This window comes from Rossellomorea pakistanensis (assembly GCF_016908495.1).
Classification (GTDB): Bacteria; Bacillota; Bacilli; order Bacillales; family Bacillaceae_B; genus Rossellomorea; species Rossellomorea pakistanensis.
In genome coordinates, this window is record NZ_JAFBDZ010000003.1 from 554601 (window position 1) to 572691 (window position 18091).

The 18091-nt window shown below is 37.0% G+C and carries 17 protein-coding genes; all 17 read left to right on the plus strand.

Going from position 1 to position 18091, the window contains the following annotated elements:
• The first annotated feature begins 57 nt into the window (after positions 1-57).
• The 17 genes from JOC86_RS16650 to JOC86_RS16730 all read left to right on the plus strand — a co-directional run bounded on the left by JOC86_RS16650 (position 58) and on the right by JOC86_RS16730 (position 18091).
• A complete protein-coding gene (locus JOC86_RS16650; protein WP_205174030.1) occupies positions 58-810 on the plus strand; it encodes a FliA/WhiG family RNA polymerase sigma factor in 753 nt (250 codons plus the stop codon).
• 24 nt (positions 811-834) lie between these two features.
• Positions 835-1119, plus strand: a complete 285-nt coding sequence (locus tag JOC86_RS16655) for an RNA polymerase subunit sigma (protein WP_205174031.1) — start codon at positions 835-837, stop codon at positions 1117-1119.
• A 41-nt stretch (positions 1120-1160) separates the two neighbouring features.
• Positions 1161-1712: a hypothetical protein gene (locus JOC86_RS16660; protein ID WP_205174032.1), complete on the plus strand. Its 552-nt coding sequence runs from the start codon at positions 1161-1163 to the stop codon at positions 1710-1712.
• A 155-nt stretch (positions 1713-1867) separates the two neighbouring features.
• Positions 1868-2575 carry a 30S ribosomal protein S2 gene (gene rpsB, locus JOC86_RS16665; RefSeq protein ID WP_205174033.1) on the plus strand — a complete coding sequence of 236 codons (708 nt, stop codon included), beginning with the start codon at positions 1868-1870 and terminating at the stop codon, positions 2573-2575.
• 131 nt (positions 2576-2706) lie between these two features.
• The gene (tsf, locus tag JOC86_RS16670) at positions 2707-3588 is read left to right on the plus strand and encodes a translation elongation factor Ts (RefSeq protein ID WP_205174034.1); all 882 of its coding nucleotides are present in this window, start codon (positions 2707-2709) and stop codon (positions 3586-3588) included.
• A gap of 88 nt (positions 3589-3676) precedes the next feature.
• Complete coding sequence (pyrH, locus tag JOC86_RS16675) at positions 3677-4402, plus strand: UMP kinase (protein ID WP_205174035.1); 726 nt, start codon at positions 3677-3679, stop codon at positions 4400-4402.
• A complete protein-coding gene (frr, locus tag JOC86_RS16680) occupies positions 4402-4959 on the plus strand; it encodes a ribosome recycling factor (protein ID WP_205174036.1) in 558 nt (185 codons plus the stop codon). The genes pyrH and frr overlap by 1 nt, the downstream gene beginning before the upstream one ends.
• A 231-nt stretch (positions 4960-5190) precedes the next feature.
• Entirely contained in the window at positions 5191-5985 is a 795-nt protein-coding gene (locus JOC86_RS16685) for an isoprenyl transferase (protein ID WP_205174037.1), read from the plus strand.
• A complete protein-coding gene (locus JOC86_RS16690; RefSeq protein WP_205174038.1) occupies positions 5982-6779 on the plus strand; it encodes a phosphatidate cytidylyltransferase in 798 nt (265 codons plus the stop codon). The genes JOC86_RS16685 and JOC86_RS16690 overlap by 4 nt, the downstream gene beginning before the upstream one ends.
• Before the next feature lie 30 nt (positions 6780-6809).
• On the plus strand, positions 6810-7952 hold the full coding sequence (locus JOC86_RS16695) for a 1-deoxy-D-xylulose-5-phosphate reductoisomerase (protein ID WP_205174039.1): 1143 nt from the start codon (positions 6810-6812) through the stop codon (positions 7950-7952).
• Positions 7953-8024: 72 nt separating this feature from the next.
• The gene (gene rseP / locus JOC86_RS16700) at positions 8025-9281 is read left to right on the plus strand and encodes an RIP metalloprotease RseP (RefSeq protein ID WP_205174040.1); all 1257 of its coding nucleotides are present in this window, start codon (positions 8025-8027) and stop codon (positions 9279-9281) included.
• A 159-nt stretch (positions 9282-9440) separates the two neighbouring features.
• The gene (locus JOC86_RS16705) at positions 9441-11147 is read left to right on the plus strand and encodes a proline--tRNA ligase (protein ID WP_205174041.1); all 1707 of its coding nucleotides are present in this window, start codon (positions 9441-9443) and stop codon (positions 11145-11147) included.
• A gap of 191 nt (positions 11148-11338) precedes the next feature.
• Positions 11339-15661 (plus strand): PolC-type DNA polymerase III, encoded by a 4323-nt coding sequence (locus JOC86_RS16710; protein WP_205174042.1) that lies wholly within the window; start codon positions 11339-11341, stop codon positions 15659-15661.
• A 186-nt stretch (positions 15662-15847) separates the two neighbouring features.
• Positions 15848-16318 carry a ribosome maturation factor RimP gene (gene rimP / locus JOC86_RS16715; protein ID WP_205174043.1) on the plus strand — a complete coding sequence of 157 codons (471 nt, stop codon included), beginning with the start codon at positions 15848-15850 and terminating at the stop codon, positions 16316-16318.
• A gap of 39 nt (positions 16319-16357) precedes the next feature.
• The gene (gene nusA, locus JOC86_RS16720) at positions 16358-17482 is read left to right on the plus strand and encodes a transcription termination factor NusA (protein WP_205174044.1); all 1125 of its coding nucleotides are present in this window, start codon (positions 16358-16360) and stop codon (positions 17480-17482) included.
• 14 nt (positions 17483-17496) lie between these two features.
• Positions 17497-17766: an RNase P modulator RnpM gene (rnpM, locus tag JOC86_RS16725; protein ID WP_205174045.1), complete on the plus strand. Its 270-nt coding sequence runs from the start codon at positions 17497-17499 to the stop codon at positions 17764-17766.
• 7 nt (positions 17767-17773) lie between these two features.
• The gene (locus JOC86_RS16730; protein ID WP_205174046.1) at positions 17774-18091 is read left to right on the plus strand and encodes a YlxQ family RNA-binding protein; all 318 of its coding nucleotides are present in this window, start codon (positions 17774-17776) and stop codon (positions 18089-18091) included.

Sequence of the window (18091 nt, forward strand, 5' to 3'; positions counted from 1 at the left end):
TTAGTCAATTTGTTATAATAGATTGATAGGGATAGGACAGCAGCGAGGAGGTTAAAAATGTCACAGTCCTCAACAGTGGATGAACAACAATATTGGAAATTATGGACAAAGTCCCGTGATTCGCATGCAGGAGATATGCTTGTAAAGCGGTATTTGCCCCTTGTATCCTATCATGTCCAGCGCATTGCTGTCAGTTTACCAAAAAATGTTTCCCGTGATGACTTAAAAAGTTTAGGATTAATGGGATTATTGGATGCACTCCAAAAATTTGACCCAACTAGAGATCTGAAATTTGATACCTATGCATCCTTTCGTGTACGTGGTGCGATCATTGATGGTTTAAGGAAAGAGGATTGGCTTCCACGATCAACACGAGAACGTGCAAAAAAAATTGAAGCAAAAATAGAGCAATTGGAACAAAGATTGCTAAGGCATGTAACCTCTGAAGAAATCGCAGTAGAATTAAATCTTACTTCTGAAGATGTATGTCAAACAATGAATGAACACTTTTTTGCAAATGTACTCTCAATTGACGAGCATCTCCAAGACGAAGAAAATGATCATTCCTTTACAATCCGAGATGATAAACAAATACTACCTGAAGAACGTTTGTTAAAAGTTGAAGCATTGAATGATCTTGAAAGAGTTATTGAGAAGCTTTCTGAAAAAGAGCAACTTGTCCTTAGTTTGTTTTACCATGAAGAATTAACTCTTACCGAAATTGGCGAAGTCATGAGTTTATCAACCTCTAGAATCTCACAAATTCATTCCAAAGCCATTTTTAAATTAAGAAACTTTCTTAGTTCATAGTGGTTAAAGAGAGAGGGATTTTAAATGAGTCTAAAAGCGATTGAATTACAAATTGCCCTACCCAAAACTTTTGAAGCTGGGAAAATCGCTGATCAACAGCAGCAACAAAGTCAATTAGCACAAAATTATGCCGCCGAAGAGTCGGTAAAAGAATTAACAAAGAAAAGAATACGAGTCAGTAGCAATGAGGCTAAACAGGACGTAACGACAATGAAAGAACCAAGCCAAAGAAATTCTGTCGATAAAAGTATAAAACAAGAAAACTCCCTTCATCCTTACAAGGGAATACTAATTGATTATAACGGGTAATCACAAACTTTGAAGACAATACGAGAGATAAAGGTGAGAAAATGACGACAGTTTTTTTTATGATCATTAGTTTTATTCTTAATGCGGTTGCTCTTTTAGCAATCGTTATTTTATATACAAGACAAAATCGCCTTATGAATGTTGAGAAACAACAAAAAAAAATGGTAAAAGAAATGGAAGAAGTAATATCAACCTATCTTATAGAAATGAAGGATGAGAATGAACAATTTATTAGGAGGTTTGACAAACTTCACAGGTCAGAAGCAAATCATAATACATCTCCATTAAGTTTTCCTGAAATGACCTCTACAATAGAGAAGTCCGATGAGAGTAAATCCGAGTTTTCAAAAGAGTCGCCACTTACTTATAAGAAAGCAGCTGCCATAAAAGCATATACAAATAAAAAGGAAGATACACCTTTTGATGATCATCAACCCTCTCATGAATTAATTCAAAAAGAAGAAGAGAAATCAGAGTATGCTCAAATTGTCTTGCTTAAAAAACAGGGATACGATCTCAATCAGATTGCTCAAAAATTACATAAAGGAATGACAGAAGTTGAGCTAATAATAAAATTCAATCAAAATCAATAATATTTTCTTGATTGGTCATTAGTGTTATGCTATATTAATTCATGGTGTTATTACACACGCTTCTGGATTTAAATAGAGGGTGCTATTTTCAATAGTCTTTATTTAAAAATGAATGAAGCGGAGGAAAACAAAAAACCATTTAGGAGGAAACACACATGTCAGTAATTTCAATGAAACAATTACTTGAAGCTGGTGTACATTTCGGACACCAAACACGCCGTTGGAACCCAAAAATGAAGAAGTACATCTTCACTGAGCGTAACGGCATCTACATTATCGACCTTCAAAAAACGGTTAAGAAGGTTGAAGAAGCATACAACTTCGTGAAAGAATTAGCTGGAAATGGCGGTAAAATTCTTTTCGTTGGTACGAAAAAACAAGCACAAGAATCTGTGAAAGAAGAAGCAGAACGTGCTGGAATGTATTTCATCAACCAACGCTGGTTAGGTGGAACGCTTACAAACTTTGAAACAATCCAAAAGCGTATTAATCGTCTTAAAAAGATTGAAAAAATGGAAGAGGATGGAACGTTCGAAGTTCTTCCTAAAAAAGAAGTAGTACAACTTAAAAAAGAGCATGAGCGTTTAGTTAAATTCCTAGGCGGAATTAAAGATATGCAATCTCTACCAGATGCTCTATTCATTATCGACCCGCGTAAAGAGCGTATTGCTGTAGCTGAAGCTCGTAAATTAAACATCCCTATTGTAGGAATTGTTGATACAAACTGCGATCCAGATGAAATTGACGTAGTAATTCCTGCAAATGATGATGCGATTCGTGCAGTTAAGCTTCTTACTGGTAAAATGGCTGATGCTATCCTTGAAGCTAAGCAAGGTGAGGAAGTAGCTGTAACGGCTGAGTAATGATGTTAAAAAGGTGATAATAGGGACCTACCCTTATCACCTTTTTTTAAAGAATACTTGAAATTTGGTATGAAAAAGTCAATAAATGGATTTACTAATTTTACATAGTGAATATAAGGAGGAAGAGAATTATGGCAATTACTGCGCAAATGGTTAAAGAACTACGTGAAAAAACTGGCGCTGGAATGATGGACTGTAAAAAAGCGTTAACAGAAACTGATGGGGATATGGATAAAGCAATTGATTTCCTTCGTGAAAAAGGAATTGCTAAAGCTGCTAAAAAAGCAGACCGTATTGCTGCAGAAGGTACTACCTACATTCAAAGTAATGGTAATGAAGCAATTATTCTTGAAGTAAATGCTGAGACTGACTTCGTTGCTAAAAATGAAAACTTCCAAAATCTTGTTAAGGAGCTTGGAACTCATTTACTTAACAACAAACCAGCATCAGTTGAAGATGCTCAAGATTCAAAAATGGATAATGGTTCAACAGTTAGCGAATTCATTAACGCTGCAATCGCTAAAATTGGAGAGAAAATCACACTTCGCCGTTTTGAAATCCGTACAAAAGGTGATAATGCAGCATTCGGAGAGTACTTACACATGGGTGGCCGTATCGCCGTTCTAACTGTTGTTGAAGGGACTACAGATGCAGAAGTAGCAAAAGATGTAGCTATGCATGCTGCTGCTTTAAACCCTAAATATGTATCACGTGATCAAGTATCTGCCGAAGAAGTAGAACGTGAGCGTGAGGTTCTTACACAACAAGCACTTAATGAAGGTAAACCAGAAAATATCGTTGCTAAAATGGTAGAGGGTCGCCTTGGTAAATATTTTGAAGATATCTGTATTCTTGACCAAGCTTTCGTTAAAAATCCAGATCAAAAAGTACGTCAATTCTTAGAATCTAAGGGGGCTACTTTAACTGACTTCATTCGTTATGAAGTAGGAGAAGGATTAGAGAAGCGTCAAGAAAACTTCGCTGATGAAGTTATGAGCCAAGTGAAAAAATAATGTAGCAGGTAAAATACATTACTTATGCTAGGGAACACATAGTGTGTTCCCTATTTTTCAAGAAAATAATTACATAATGGAGGTTCACATGAGCGTTCCAAAATACAAACGTGTCGTATTGAAATTAAGTGGTGAAGCTCTAGCAGGTGCTGAAGGCTTCGGAATTAATCCAAGTGTTATCAAAAATGTAGCAGAAGAAGTTAAAGAAATTTCAAATTTAGGTGTTGAAGTAGCAGTTGTAGTTGGTGGAGGTAACATCTGGCGTGGTAAAATAGGTAGTGAGATGGGAATGGATCGAGCTTCAGCTGATTATATGGGGATGTTAGCAACCGTTATGAACTCACTTGCTCTTCAAGATAGCCTTGAGAACATTGGGATTGAAACGAGAGTTCAAACATCCATTGATATGAGGCAGGTAGCAGAACCTTATATTAGAAGAAGAGCTATTCGACATCTTGAGAAAAAACGAGTCGTCATTTTTGCAGCGGGAACAGGAAATCCTTATTTCTCTACAGATACAACAGCTGCTTTAAGGGCTGCAGAAATTGAAGCGGAAGTAATTCTTATGGCTAAGAACAACGTAGACGGAGTTTATTCTGCTGATCCGAAACTTGACGAAAATGCGGTAAAATATGATGAGCTTTCATACTTGGATGTACTTAAGGAAGGTCTTGCTGTTATGGATTCAACCGCATCTTCTTTATGTATGGACAACAACATTCCGCTCATAGTATTCTCTATTATGGAAGAAGGAAACATTAAGCGAGTATTACAAGGTGAAACGATTGGTACTATTGTTAGGGGGAAAGTATAATGCCAAAACAAGTTATGACAAATGCAAATGACAAAATGTCTAAAGCGATTCAAACATTTACACGTGAACTTGCATCGATTCGTGCAGGACGAGCTAATGCATCGCTTTTAGACAAAATTACAGTTGATTATTATGGTGCACCAACTCCAGTAAATCAATTAGCAGGTATTTCAATTCCGGAGGCTCGTATGCTTGTCATTCAACCATATGATAAATCAGCTTTGGGAGATATTGAAAAAGCGATTTTAAAATCTGATTTAGGTATTACGCCTACAAGTGATGGAAATATTTTGAGAATCGTCATTCCTGCTTTAACGGAAGAGCGTCGTAAAGAACTTGTGAAACTTGTGAAGAAAGAAGCAGAAGATGCAAAAGTAGCGATTCGAAACGTTCGACGCGATGCTAACGATGATCTTAAAAAGCTTGAAAAGAACGGTGAAATTACAGAGGATGATTTAAGAGGTTACTCTGATGACGTTCAGAAGCTTACAGATGATAATATCGCTAAAATTGATAGTATTACGAAGGATAAAGAGAAAGAAATTTTAGAAGTATGATTAGAAACCCTCTATATTAGGGGGTTTTTTTATCATTTAAAGTAAATTACATAGGTTATACGATAAAATTATTACATACTATAAGGGTTTTAAAATTTATTTTTAAAATTTTCCTATAAATGTGGGATTCGATAAGCTGGAATGCTAATTTTTTTACAGATATCCTGATTGTTTTTTGTTATGATAGTAAGGGTAAAAACTTTCTTTGATAGTGTAGTGGAGGATTTATTTATGTTAAATAAAATGAAGTTATGGAAAAGTCAAAAAAAAGATATAGATTTTGATGACCGTTTCCAAGAAGTATTGCAGCATTCTATTCCCCATCATATCGCCATTATTATGGATGGAAATGGAAGATGGGCGAAAAAGAGAGCTCTTCCACGCGTTGCAGGCCATCATGAAGGAATGAAGGTTGTTCGTAAAATCACTAGATTAGCGAATAAACTGGGTGTTAAAACCCTTACTTTGTATGCATTCTCTACAGAGAATTGGAAACGACCCAAAATGGAAGTTGATTATTTAATGAAGCTACCTGAAGAGTTTCTTGGTAAATTTCTTCCTGAATTAATAGAAGAAAACGTTAGAGTAACAATGATGGGCTATGATAAGCATTTGCCTGAACATACAGCAAATGCGGTAATGAATGCTATGGATGCAACAAAAGATAATGACGGACTTGTATTAAATTTTGCTCTTAATTACGGGTCACGCGCTGAAATCCTTGATGCAGTGAAAAATGTCTTAAAAGATGTAAATAATGGTATAATAAATGAAGGTCAGATAGATGAAGACACTTTCTCAAACTATCTGATGACTAAAGAATTACCAGATCCGGACTTGTTAATTCGCACAAGTGGAGAGATTCGTTTAAGTAACTTTATGCTTTGGCAATTAGCTTATACAGAGTTTTGGTTTACACCTGTATTGTGGCCAGATTTTGACGAAAAGCATTTAATTGAAGCGATTGAGGCTTTTCAAGGCCGCTCTAGACGGTTTGGTGGTTTGCAAAGTGAGGAATTAAAATGAAGCAAAGAATTATTACCGCTATTGTAGCGGCAGCAGTATTTTTACCTATCGTTTTATACGGGAATATGCCGTTTATCATTTTAACGTATTTACTAGCAACAATTGCTTTATTTGAAACGTTAAAAATGAGAAATCAAACAATCCTGTCTATACCTGGAATGATATCGATCGCACTTTTATGGATTTTTTTGTTGCCGAGCCAATATAATAAAGTATTAGAAGATATGGGGCTTTCCAAAATTGAATTAGCCTTGTTAGCGGTTCTATTATTTTTGACCTATACTGTGGTAACAAAAAATCGTTTTACATTTGATGATGTTGCATTTTCGACACTTGCCACCTTATATGTAGGAATCGGTTTCTACTACTTTATTGAAACTCGTAATCATGATCAGGGATTGGCCTTTGTATTTTATGCATTATTTATCATTTGGACTACAGACTCAGGAGCTTATTTTATTGGACGGGCAATGGGAAAGAAGAAGCTATGGCCTGATATAAGCCCTAATAAAACAATCGAGGGTGCTCTTGGCGGTGTTGTGTGTGCGTTAATTGTCGCTGTGATATTCATTTTCTTTGTTGATTTGGGAGGAATATCTATTCCAAAACTCCTGATTGTAACAGCGATATTATCTGCCTTCGGACAAATTGGGGATTTAGTGGAATCAGCTCTTAAGCGTCACTATGCAGTGAAGGATTCTGGTCAACTATTGCCAGGTCATGGAGGAATTCTAGATCGATTCGATAGTTTATTATTTGTCCTTCCTTTGTTGCATTTTCTTGTTTTTGTTTAAACGGTTGGCAGAGATTGAGGAGTGAAAAGATTGAAGAAGATTAGTTTAATGGGGGCAACAGGGTCGATTGGAATGCAAACCCTTGACATTATTAGGGAACACCCTGATAAGTTTCAATTGGTCGCAATGTCTGCAGGTAGAAACATTGAAGACACAAGAAAAATCATAAATGAATTTCGACCTAAATTGGTTTCTGTACAAAGTGAAGAGGATGCTATTAAAATTAAATCAGAAAACACATCTTCCATGATCGTTCTTTTCGGAGAAGAGGGACTTGTGGAAGTTGCATGTCAACACGACGCAGACATAATTGTAAATGCTGTCTTAGGAAGTGTTGGACTATATCCGACACTTCAAGCAATTGAGGCTGGAAAGGATATTGCAATTGCAAATAAAGAAACACTTGTCATAGCAGGTCATTTAGTAATGAAGGCTGCTAGAGAAAAAGGTGTATCTATACTTCCAGTAGATAGTGAGCATTCTGCCATTTTCCAATGCTTACAAGGTGAAAGTGAGAAGAATATTGAGAAATTGATCATCACTGCGTCAGGAGGTAGTTTTCGAGATAGAACAAGAGAGGATCTTTTAGGAGTAACGGTTGAAGAAGCATTAAACCATCCAAATTGGTCAATGGGTGCAAAAATCACCATAGATTCGGCGACAATGATGAATAAGGGTCTTGAAGTACTTGAAGCACATTGGCTGTTTGATATCCCGTTTGATAAAATAAATGTTCTCTTACATAGAGAGAGTATTATTCACTCAATGGTGGAATTTCATGATAGCTCTGTTATGGCACAACTTGGAACACCCGATATGAGAGTTCCAATACAATATGCTCTTACATTTCCAGATAGATTCCCTAGAAAGCAGATGAGTAAGTTAAACCTAGCAGATATTGGCACATTACATTTTGAGAAGATGGATTACGAACGATTCCGCTGTTTAGCATTTGCATTTGAATCGGGGAAAATTGGTGGATCAATGCCAACGGTTTTAAATGCAGCAAATGAAGCGGCTGTTGACCTTTTCCTTAAAGGGAAAATCACTTTCTTAGAAATCGAGGATATAATTGAAAAATCAATATCAAAGCATAATACTATCAAGAATCCAAGTCTTGATACAATTAGACAGCTTGATCATGAGACTAGAAGCTCTATTTATTCCCTTTAAAATATAAACGGAAAGTGAAATCGAAAAGTACTCTGCACGATAAGAAATGAATTTGAAAAGGTGGTTTTTCATTTGCAAACAGTGATAGCCTTTATCGTCATTTTTGGCGCACTTGTTTTCTTTCATGAACTCGGACACTTCATATTTGCGAAACGAGCAGGGATTCTTTGCCGTGAATTTGCAATAGGGTTTGGCCCGAAAGTGTTCTCCTATAAAAAAAGTGAAACAACTTATACGATACGTTTATTACCTTTAGGTGGATTTGTTCGTATGGCAGGGGAAGATCCCGAGATGGTTGAATTGAAACCAGGCTATCGGGTAGGACTCTTGTTAAATCGTGATGAAACCATTAAGAAAATTGTGGTTAACAATAAGGATCGTTTTCAAAACTTACGTGTAATTGAAGTAGAAGAAGCAGATCTCGAACACAAATTATTTATTCGAGGCTACGAAGAAGAGGATGAAGAAGCGACAACTTTTACAATTGACAGAGAAGCTGTGATAGTAGAGGATGGTGTAGAAACACAAATTGCCCCTTGGGATCGACAATTTGCTTCAAAAACTTTAGGGCAAAGAGCGATGGCTATTTTTGCAGGTCCATTATTTAACTTTATCTTAGCTTTCTTTATATTCTTACTTGTAGGTTTATTGCAGGGAGTACCAACGAATGATCCTGTTCTAGGAAATTTAACAGATGATGGAGCTGCTAAAGAGGCAGGTCTTCAAACTGGTGATATCGTTCAAAGTATTGATAATAGTGAAATTTCAACATGGGAAGATATCGTAAAAGTGATTCAGAAGCATCCTGGGGATGAATTAGTATTCACTGTGGATAGAAATGGAGAGTCACAAGACATTTCCGTTACCCCTAAGCCTCAAGAGATTGAAGGGGAGGAAATTGGGATTATAGGTGTTCATAGCCCAGTTGAAAAGTCGCCACTCCGCGTCATAGGTAATGGATTTGAGCAAACCTACGAATGGACTAAGATGATATTTGTTATGTTAGGAAAATTGGTCACAGGTCAATTTTCGATTGATGCCTTATCTGGTCCAGTAGGAATTTACCATTCCACAGATGTGGTTGCCAAATCCGGCATCTTCTATTTGATGAAGTGGGGAGCAATATTAAGTATTAACCTTGGTATTATGAACTTGCTGCCTGTTCCGGCACTTGACGGTGGAAGATTAATGTTTTTCGCGGTAGAAGCAGTACGAGGTAAGCCTGTCGACCGCCAAAAAGAGGGAATGGTTCACTTTATAGGTTTTGCCCTTTTAATGGTCCTGATGTTAGTTGTAACATGGAATGATATCCAGAGATTCTTCCTCTAGGAGATTCAATTTAAAGAGTGGTTGACTTACAAACATGTAATGAATCACCATTACAATATATAGAAGTGGATCCTGAATTGTTTCTATCTATGTAAAGTGATTTCATAACAATGTAAGTCAACCTTTTTAACTACGAACGAAGTTGAGAGGTGCTAGATAATGAAGCAAAGTATGACATTGATCCCTACCTTAAGAGAGGTTCCTGCTGATGCTGATGTAAAAAGCCATCAGCTTTTATTGAGAGCAGGTTTTATTCGTCAAAATGCAAGTGGTATATATAGTTTTTTACCTTTAGGTAAAATAGTATTGCAAAAAGTTGAAGAGATTATCCGTGAAGAAATGATGAATGCAGGTGCAGTAGAATTATTAATGCCAGCCTTACAACAGGCTGAGCTTTGGAAGGAATCTGGAAGGTGGAATACATATGGTCCTGAATTAATGCGATTAAAGGACCGCCACGAACGTGAATTTGCTTTAGGAGCAACTCACGAAGAGGTTATTACAAGCTTAGTTCGTGATGAAATTAAATCATATAAAAAACTACCGCTTGCCCTTTACCAAATTCAGACAAAGTATCGTGATGAGAAAAGGCCAAGATTTGGTTTGCTGCGTGGTAGAGAATTCATTATGAAGGATGCCTATTCTTTTCATTCTAGCTTCGAAAGTCTAGATGAACAGTATGAAAAAATGTTTACTGCCTATTCGAATATTTTTAAACGTTGTGGGTTAAATTTTAGAGCCGTTATTGCCGATTCTGGTGCTATGGGAGGGAAAGATACTCATGAATTTATGGTGTTATCAGATGTTGGTGAAGATACAATCGCCTATTCTGATACATCCCAGTATGCTGCAAATATTGAGATGGCCCCAGTCATAACAGAATATGTACAATCAACAGAAAACCAACAAGAGCTTGAAAAGGTATCCACTCCAGGACAGAAATCCATTGATGATGTATCTAGATTTTTACAAGTGAATCCTGATAACTGTGTTAAAACCAAGCTGTTTAAAGCTGATGATGAATATGTGATTATCTTATCACGTGGTGACCATGAGATTAATGACATTAAGGTGAAAAATTTACTTGAAGCCGATCTTGTTGAATTAGCTTCAGCAGAAGAGACGAAAAATGTTTTTCAGTGCAGTGTCGGATCACTAGGGCCAATTGGGATTAGTAACGTTCGAATCATTGCTGATAATGCTGTTAAGAGTATGAAAGATTTTGTTTGTGGTGCAAATGAAGAAGGATATCATTATATAAATACAAATTTAGAACGGGATTTTCAGGTCGCAGAGTTTGCTGATTTACGATTTATACAAGAAGGGGATCCTTCGCCAGATGGAAAAGGTATCATTAAATTTGCAAAAGGCATCGAAGTTGGTCATGTGTTTAAATTAGGAACTCGATATAGTGAAGCCATGAATGGAACCTTTCTGGATGAAAATGGACGAGCTAAAGAAATGATTATGGGGTGTTATGGTATTGGTGTTTCGAGAACACTTGCAGCGGTTGCTGAACAATACAATGACGAAAATGGGCTGTTGTGGCCTTCCGTACTTACGCCATACGATCTTCATTTAATTCCTATCAATTTAAAAGATGAAGCACAGTCGTCTCTTGCCTTTGAGTTATATGGTTTATTAAGAGAAAACCGTTTTGATGTTTTAATGGATGACCGAATGGAAAGACCTGGTGTTAAGTTTGCAGATTCGGATCTCATAGGACTGCCTATTCGAATTACTGTTGGAAAAAAAGCAGCTGAAGGAATTGTCGAAGTAAAGGTTCGGAAAACGGGTGAAATGCATGAAGTGAAGAAAGAAGATTTGATGGAAAAACTCCAGGATCTATACCGTTCTCTTCCTTAATGAATCCATGATATGATAATACAAGTAAGAAGGGGCTGACCCTAGTAAGCAGATAATTAGGTCGGAATGAATAGAATGATTCAATCTACTATTCTTCGTGTTCTATTGTCGAAAAGGGTCACCCCTTTAGTCTGTTTATAATGAATTGGAGTTTACTATACAAATAGGTAGATGAGAGGGGGAGAGAAATCATGCAACTAGATGGGAAGAAGGAACGTTTTCAATTATTATTACAGCAGTTAGATTTAACTGACGACGCTTATGTGTCGTATTTTCAAAATGCCGAAATTGAAAAATTGGTAGTCGATCGAGTAGAAAAGAAATGGCATTTTTACTTTAATTTTGAGAAACTGCTGCCTTGCACAATTTGGACTCGATTTTCTAATTCATTACAAAAAGCATTTCAACATATTGCTAAAGTCCAATTTAGCTTAAGAGTAGCTGACTCAAATTTTACTCATGAGCTTGTACTTGATTATTGGAATGAATGTATAAAAGAAATTGACGGAATTTCTCCTCCATTATTGGCACTATTAAATAATAATGTTCCAAAAATTCAGGGGAATAAAATTCTAGTAGAAACTTCTAGTGAAATGGAAGCAATGGCGATAAAAAATAAGTATGGTCCTGTTATTTCTAATATTTTTCAAAACTTTGGATTTCCTACACTTCAAGTGGAAGCAACGAAAATCGAATCAGCTAATAATCAAGATGATTACCAGAAATTCTTAGAAGAAAAAAGAAAAGAAGATGAAGAACGTGGAAAACAAGCTGTAATAGAAATGCAGAAAAAAGAAAATGAAAAGTCGAATGGTGATGACGCTCCAACCGGTCCACTAATGATAGGCTTAACCATTAAAGATGACGCTGATTTCAGAAAGATGGAGGACATCGTCGATGAAGAACGCAGGATCGCATTAGAAGGATACATTTTTGATGCTGAAACTAAAGAGCTGCGAAGCGGAAGAACGTTGCTAACGTTTAAAGTTACTGATTATACAAGTTCATTCCTAGTGAAAATGTTCTCTCGTGACAAAGAAGATGCAGCCATGATGGAACATGTTAAAAAAGGGATGTGGGTTCGGTGTCGTGGAAGTATACAAAATGATACCTTTGTACGCGACCTTGTCATGATTGCGAATGACATTAATGAAATTAAACCTGTACTTCGATTAGATACTGCACCACAAGACGAGCGTAGAGTAGAATTACATTTGCATACCCCGATGAGTCAAATGGATGCGGTTTCGTCTGTAAGTGATTTGGTTAGTCAAGCGAAAAGATGGGGGCATAAAGCCATTGCGATTACTGATCATGCAGTTGCTCAATCTTTTCCAGAGGCATATAGTGCTAGTAAAAAAAATGATATTAAGATGATTTATGGATTAGAAGCTAATCTTGTAGATGATGGAGTACCGATTGCCTATAACGACACTCATATCCCACTAGATGATGACACGACATATGTGGTATTTGACGTAGAAACAACAGGTCTTTCAGCGGTGTATGATACGATTATTGAGCTTGCTGCTGTAAAGATTCGCAATGGAGAAATCATTGACCGTTTCGAATCTTTTGCTAATCCGCATCATCGTCTTTCAGCAACAACGATTGATTTAACAGGGATTACAGATGATATGGTAGAAAATGCACCTGAGATAGGTGATGTATTAAAGGATTATTTTAATTGGGTAGAGGATGGGATTCTCGTTGCCCATAATGCATCATTTGATATGGGATTTCTGAATGTTGGATATAAACAATGCGGACTTGGAAAAGCAGAAAATCCAGTTATTGATACATTAGAGCTTGCGAGATTACTATATCCTGAAATGAAAAATCATCGACTCAATACGCTTGCCAAGAAATTTGATGTAGAGCTCACACAGCATCATCGTGCCATCTACGATGCTGAAGCAACGGGATACCTTTTAATTAAAATGTTGAAGGATGCCCTTGAAAAAGGGATCCACTATCATGACCAGTTCAATGACTTTATGGGGAAAGGTGATGCATACAAACGTTCACGCCCTTATCATTGCACACTTCTTGCTCAAACAGAAGAAGGTTTAAAGAATTTGTACAAGCTTGTTTCCATTTCGCACATGAATTATTTTTATCGAGTTCCAAGAATCCCAAGATCTCAATTACAGAAGTACCGATCTGGAATTTTAGTTGGATCTGGATGTGCAAAAGGAGAAGTTTTTGAAGGAATGATGCAAAAAGCTCCTGAAGAGGTTGAAGATACGGCAAGATTCTATGATTATATTGAGGTCCAACCGAAGGAAGTTTATCAGCACCTTATAGAGCTTGAGCTTGTTCAAAACCAGAAGAATTTAGAGGACATAATTAAAAAACTAATCGCATTGGGCGTTAAATTAGAAATTCCTGTAGTAGCGACTGGAAACGTCCATTATTTGAACCCGAATGATAAGATATACCGAAAGATATTAGTATCATCTCAAGGGGGCGCCAATCCCTTAAATCGTCATACATTACCAGACGTTCATTTTAGAACAACGAACGAAATGCTAGATTCTTTCCGCTTTTTAGGCGAAGAAAAAGCAAAAGAGATTGTCGTGACCAATTCTAATAAGATAGCTGATCTAATTGAAGAGATTAAACCAATTAAAGATGATCTATATACACCTAAAATTGAAGGTGCAGATGAAGAGATGCGTAGAATGAGCTATGATATGGCTAAAAGTATCTACGGCGATCAGCTTCCAGAAATAGTAGAAGCAAGACTTGAAAAGGAATTAAAAAGTATAATTGGACATGGATTTGCGGTTATTTATCTCATTTCACATAAATTGGTTAAGAAATCTCTAGATGATGGCTACCTAGTAGGGTCACGTGGATCTGTCGGGTCGTCTTTTGTTGCGACAATGACAGAGATTACAGAGGTAAATCCGCTTCCGCCACATTATGTATGTCCTAGTTGCCGTCACTCAGAATTTTTTAATGATGGGTCTGTTGGTTCAGGTTTTGATTTACCAGACAAATACTGCCCTGAATGTGGAACAACATACCGTAAAGATGGACATGATATTCCTTTTGAAACGTTTCTTGGTTTTAAAGGAGATAAAGTTCCTGATATCGATCTGAACTTCTCAGGAGAATATCAACCAATCGCACATAACTATACAAAGATCCTCTTTGGGGAAGAATATGTTTACCGTGCAGGAACAATTGGAACTGTCGCTGAAAAAACAGCATTCGGTTATGTAAAAGGATATGCATCAGATAACAATATCCAAATCAGAGGTGCTGAGATCGATCGGTTAGTAAAAGGGTGTACAGGGGTAAAACGTACGACTGGACAACATCCAGGAGGAATCATCGTAGTCCCTGATTATATGGATATCTTTGATTTTTCACCGATTCAATTCCCTGCAGATGATACGAAATCAGAATGGAAAACCACGCATTTTGATTTCCATTCCATACATGATAATCTATTGAAACTCGATATTCTTGGACACGATGATCCAACAGTTATTCGTATGTTACAGGATTTATCAGGGATAGATCCAAAAACGATCCCTACCGATGATCCGGAAGTCATGAAAATTTTTAGCGGAACAGAATCATTGGGTGTAACAGAAGAGCAAATTATGTGTAAGACAGGTACATTGGGAATTCCTGAGTTCGGTACAAGATTCGTTCGGCAAATGCTTGAGGATACAAAGCCAACGACATTTTCAGAGCTTGTTCAAATTTCGGGATTATCGCATGGTACAGATGTTTGGTTAGGGAACGCCCAGGAACTCATTCACAATAACACTTGCACATTAAGTGAAGTGATAGGTTGTCGAGATGATATAATGGTTTACTTGATTTATCAAGGCTTAGAACCATCACTTGCCTTTAAGATAATGGAATTTGTTCGTAAAGGTAAAGGTCTAAACGATGAGTGGGAAGAGGATATGAAGAACAACGGTGTTCCTGATTGGTATATAGATTCATGTAAAAAAATTAAATATATGTTCCCTAAAGCCCACGCAGCAGCTTATGTATTGATGGCCGTTAGAATTGCTTATTTCAAGGTGCACCATGCATTACTTTATTATGCAGCCTATTTTACCGTACGTGCGGAAGATTTTGATATTGAAGCAATGGTAAGGGGATCACAAGCTGTTCGAGCGAAAATAGAAGAGATTAATGCCAAAGGTCTAGATGCATCACCTAAAGAGAAAAATACTTTAACAGTTCTAGAACTCGCTTTAGAGATGTGTGAAAGGGGCTATAAGTTCCAAAAGGTAGATTTGTATCGTTCTTCAGCAACGGATTTTATTATTGACGGTAATTCACTGATTCCACCATTTAATTCGATTCCTGGATTAGGCACAAACGCCGCTATAAATATTGTAAAAGCAAGAGAAGATGGGGAGTTTCTTTCAAAAGAGGATCTTCAACAGCGTGGTAGAGTGTCAAAGACGATTATCGAATATTTAACTAATCATGGATGTTTAGATTCATTACCGGACCAAAATCAATTATCATTGTTCTAAACTCTATACTGGCAGGCGGTTTTGTTTGCATAAAAATGTTGATTATGGTATATTTTTATTGGAAATACTAAAGATAACTCTGAAGAAAAGAGTGGGGCCACCCCACTCTTTCGTTTTTGCTTAGGGTAATTATTGAACTGGAGCATCCATTTCTTGGTTCATATTCTTCTTAACCAGGAGGTCTGTATGAGTAAGATAACTGAACTTGTTGATGAACTAATCACACCTATATTAGATGAGATGTCACTAGAGTTAGTCGACACAGAATACGTCAAAGAAGGTTCCAGCTGGTTTCTTCGTGTATTTATTGACAAGGATACAGGTGTAGATATTGAGGAATGTGGAATCGTAAGCGAACGTTTAGGAGAAAAACTAGATGAATTAGACCCAATTCCACATAATTATTTCCTAGAGGTTTCTTCGCCTGGCGCTGAACGTCCACTAAAAAAGGATAAAGACTTTGAAAGAGCCATTGGAAAAAATGTTTATGTAAAAACCTATGAGCCCATTCAAGGTGAAAAAGCGTTTGAAGGCAAGCTAATTTCTTATGATAGTGAGTCTTTAACAATAGAAGTAAAGATTAAAACTAGAAAAAAACAGGTTGATATTCCAACAGAGAAAGTTGCAAAAGCTAGACTTGCCGTCACTTTTTCTTAAAAAGGAAACACCTTAAGTAGAAGGGGGATGACATATTCCATGAGCTCTCAATTATTAGATGCTCTTATTATTTTAGAGAAAGAAAAAGGAATCTCACGTGATGTGATTATTGAAGCTATTGAAGCTGCTTTAGTCTCGGCATATAAGAGAAATTTCAACCAAGCCCAAAATGTTCGGGTGGATCTAAATTTAGAATCTGGGACAATGCGTGTCTTTGCAAGAAAAGAAGTAGTAGATGAGGTATTCGATTCACGTCTAGAGATATCCCTAGAGGATGCGAAGGATATAAATCCAAGTTATGAAGTGGGTGACATTGTTGAACTAGAAGTTACTCCGAAGGATTTTGGTAGAATTGCTGCCCAAACGGCTAAGCAAGTTGTGACCCAACGTGTTCGTGAAGCTGAAAGAGGAATTATTTATTCAGAGTTTGTTGATCGTGAAGAAGATATAATGACAGGAATTGTTCAACGTCAGGATGGTCGCTTTATTTATGTAGCTCTAGGAAAAATTGAAGCTCTTCTTCCACTGAATGAACAAATGCCTAATGAATCTTACAAGCCACATGATCGTATTAAAGTATTTATTACAAAAGTTGAAAAAACAACTAAAGGTCCACAAATATTCGTTTCGAGAACACATCCAGGTCTTTTAAAAAGACTTTTTGAAATTGAAGTTCCTGAAATTTTTGATGGAACTGTTGAAATCAAGTCCGTTGCAAGAGAAGCAGGAGATCGTTCTAAAATTTCTGTTCATGCGGAGAATTCAGAAGTTGACCCAGTCGGAGCGTGTGTAGGAACTAAAGGTGCTCGCGTTCAAGCAATCGTTAACGAATTAAAAGGCGAAAAAATCGATATCGTCCAATGGTCAGAAGATCCTGTAACTTTTGTAGCGAATGCACTAAGTCCATCAAAAGTATTAGATGTTCAAGTTGATGAGGAAGATAAAGCGACTAAAGTTATTGTTCCGGATTATCAATTATCACTTGCGATAGGGAAAAGAGGCCAAAACGCGAGGCTGGCTGCCAAGCTCACGAATTGGAAAATAGACATTAAGAGTGAAACGGATGCTCGCGAACTAGGAATCTATCCTCGTGATGACATAGATTTTTCTTCACTAACCGATGATGAAGAAGACTTTATGGATAACGATCATGATCTTGACTAAGGGGGGAGGAAAAGATGAGTACTCGAAAAAAAATCCCTTTAAGAAAATGTGTTTCAACTGGTGAAATGAAGCCTAAAAAAGAAATGATTCGAATCGTTCGATCTAAAGAAGGTGAAGTATCCATCGACCCGACTGGTAAAAAGTCTGGAAGAGGAGCATACCTCTCCAAGGATAAAGATGCGATTTTAAATGCAAAAAAGAAGAATACTTTAGCCAATCACCTGCAAGCCAAAATTGATGACTCTTTATATGAGGAATTATTGCAGCTTGTAGGAAAAGAGTAGCTGTCCTATGAATCAAAATCGATGGGTGTCGCTACTTGGGTTGGCCAATCGAGCACGCAAGGTCATTTCCGGAGAAGAACTTGTGTTAAAAGAAGTCCGAAACGGACGAGCGAAATTGGTGTTATTATCCAGAGATGCTTCAAACAATACCATGAAAAAAGTAAGAGACAAATGCAACTACTATAAAACGCCCATACTGATGATTGATAATAGAGAAATTTTGGGTCAAGCAATTGGAAAAGATGCAAGAGTAGTAGTCACCCTTACCGATGATGGTTTTGCCAAAAAGCTCTCCATGCTGCTCGATGAATCTCAATGGGGGTGA

Excerpts from the sequence above, each read along its gene's own strand:
- JOC86_RS16650 (WP_205174030.1), top strand. The coding sequence starts at position 58 with ATGTCACAGTCCTCAACAGTGGATGAACAACAATATTGGAAATTATGG.
- JOC86_RS16655 (WP_205174031.1), top strand. The coding sequence starts at position 835 with ATGAGTCTAAAAGCGATTGAATTACAAATTGCCCTACCCAAAACTTTT.
- JOC86_RS16660 (WP_205174032.1), top strand. The coding sequence starts at position 1,161 with ATGACGACAGTTTTTTTTATGATCATTAGTTTTATTCTTAATGCGGTT.
- rpsB (WP_205174033.1), top strand. The coding sequence starts at position 1,868 with ATGTCAGTAATTTCAATGAAACAATTACTTGAAGCTGGTGTACATTTC.
- tsf (WP_205174034.1), top strand. The coding sequence starts at position 2,707 with ATGGCAATTACTGCGCAAATGGTTAAAGAACTACGTGAAAAAACTGGC.
- pyrH (WP_205174035.1), top strand. The coding sequence starts at position 3,677 with ATGAGCGTTCCAAAATACAAACGTGTCGTATTGAAATTAAGTGGTGAA.
- frr (WP_205174036.1), top strand. The coding sequence starts at position 4,402 with ATGCCAAAACAAGTTATGACAAATGCAAATGACAAAATGTCTAAAGCG.
- JOC86_RS16685 (WP_205174037.1), top strand. The coding sequence starts at position 5,191 with ATGTTAAATAAAATGAAGTTATGGAAAAGTCAAAAAAAAGATATAGAT.
- JOC86_RS16690 (WP_205174038.1), top strand. The coding sequence starts at position 5,982 with ATGAAGCAAAGAATTATTACCGCTATTGTAGCGGCAGCAGTATTTTTA.
- JOC86_RS16705 (WP_205174041.1), top strand. The coding sequence starts at position 9,441 with ATGAAGCAAAGTATGACATTGATCCCTACCTTAAGAGAGGTTCCTGCT.
- JOC86_RS16710 (WP_205174042.1), top strand. The coding sequence starts at position 11,339 with ATGCAACTAGATGGGAAGAAGGAACGTTTTCAATTATTATTACAGCAG.
- rimP (WP_205174043.1), top strand. The coding sequence starts at position 15,848 with ATGAGTAAGATAACTGAACTTGTTGATGAACTAATCACACCTATATTA.
- nusA (WP_205174044.1), top strand. The coding sequence starts at position 16,358 with ATGAGCTCTCAATTATTAGATGCTCTTATTATTTTAGAGAAAGAAAAA.
- rnpM (WP_205174045.1), top strand. The coding sequence starts at position 17,497 with ATGAGTACTCGAAAAAAAATCCCTTTAAGAAAATGTGTTTCAACTGGT.
- JOC86_RS16730 (WP_205174046.1), top strand. The coding sequence starts at position 17,774 with ATGAATCAAAATCGATGGGTGTCGCTACTTGGGTTGGCCAATCGAGCA.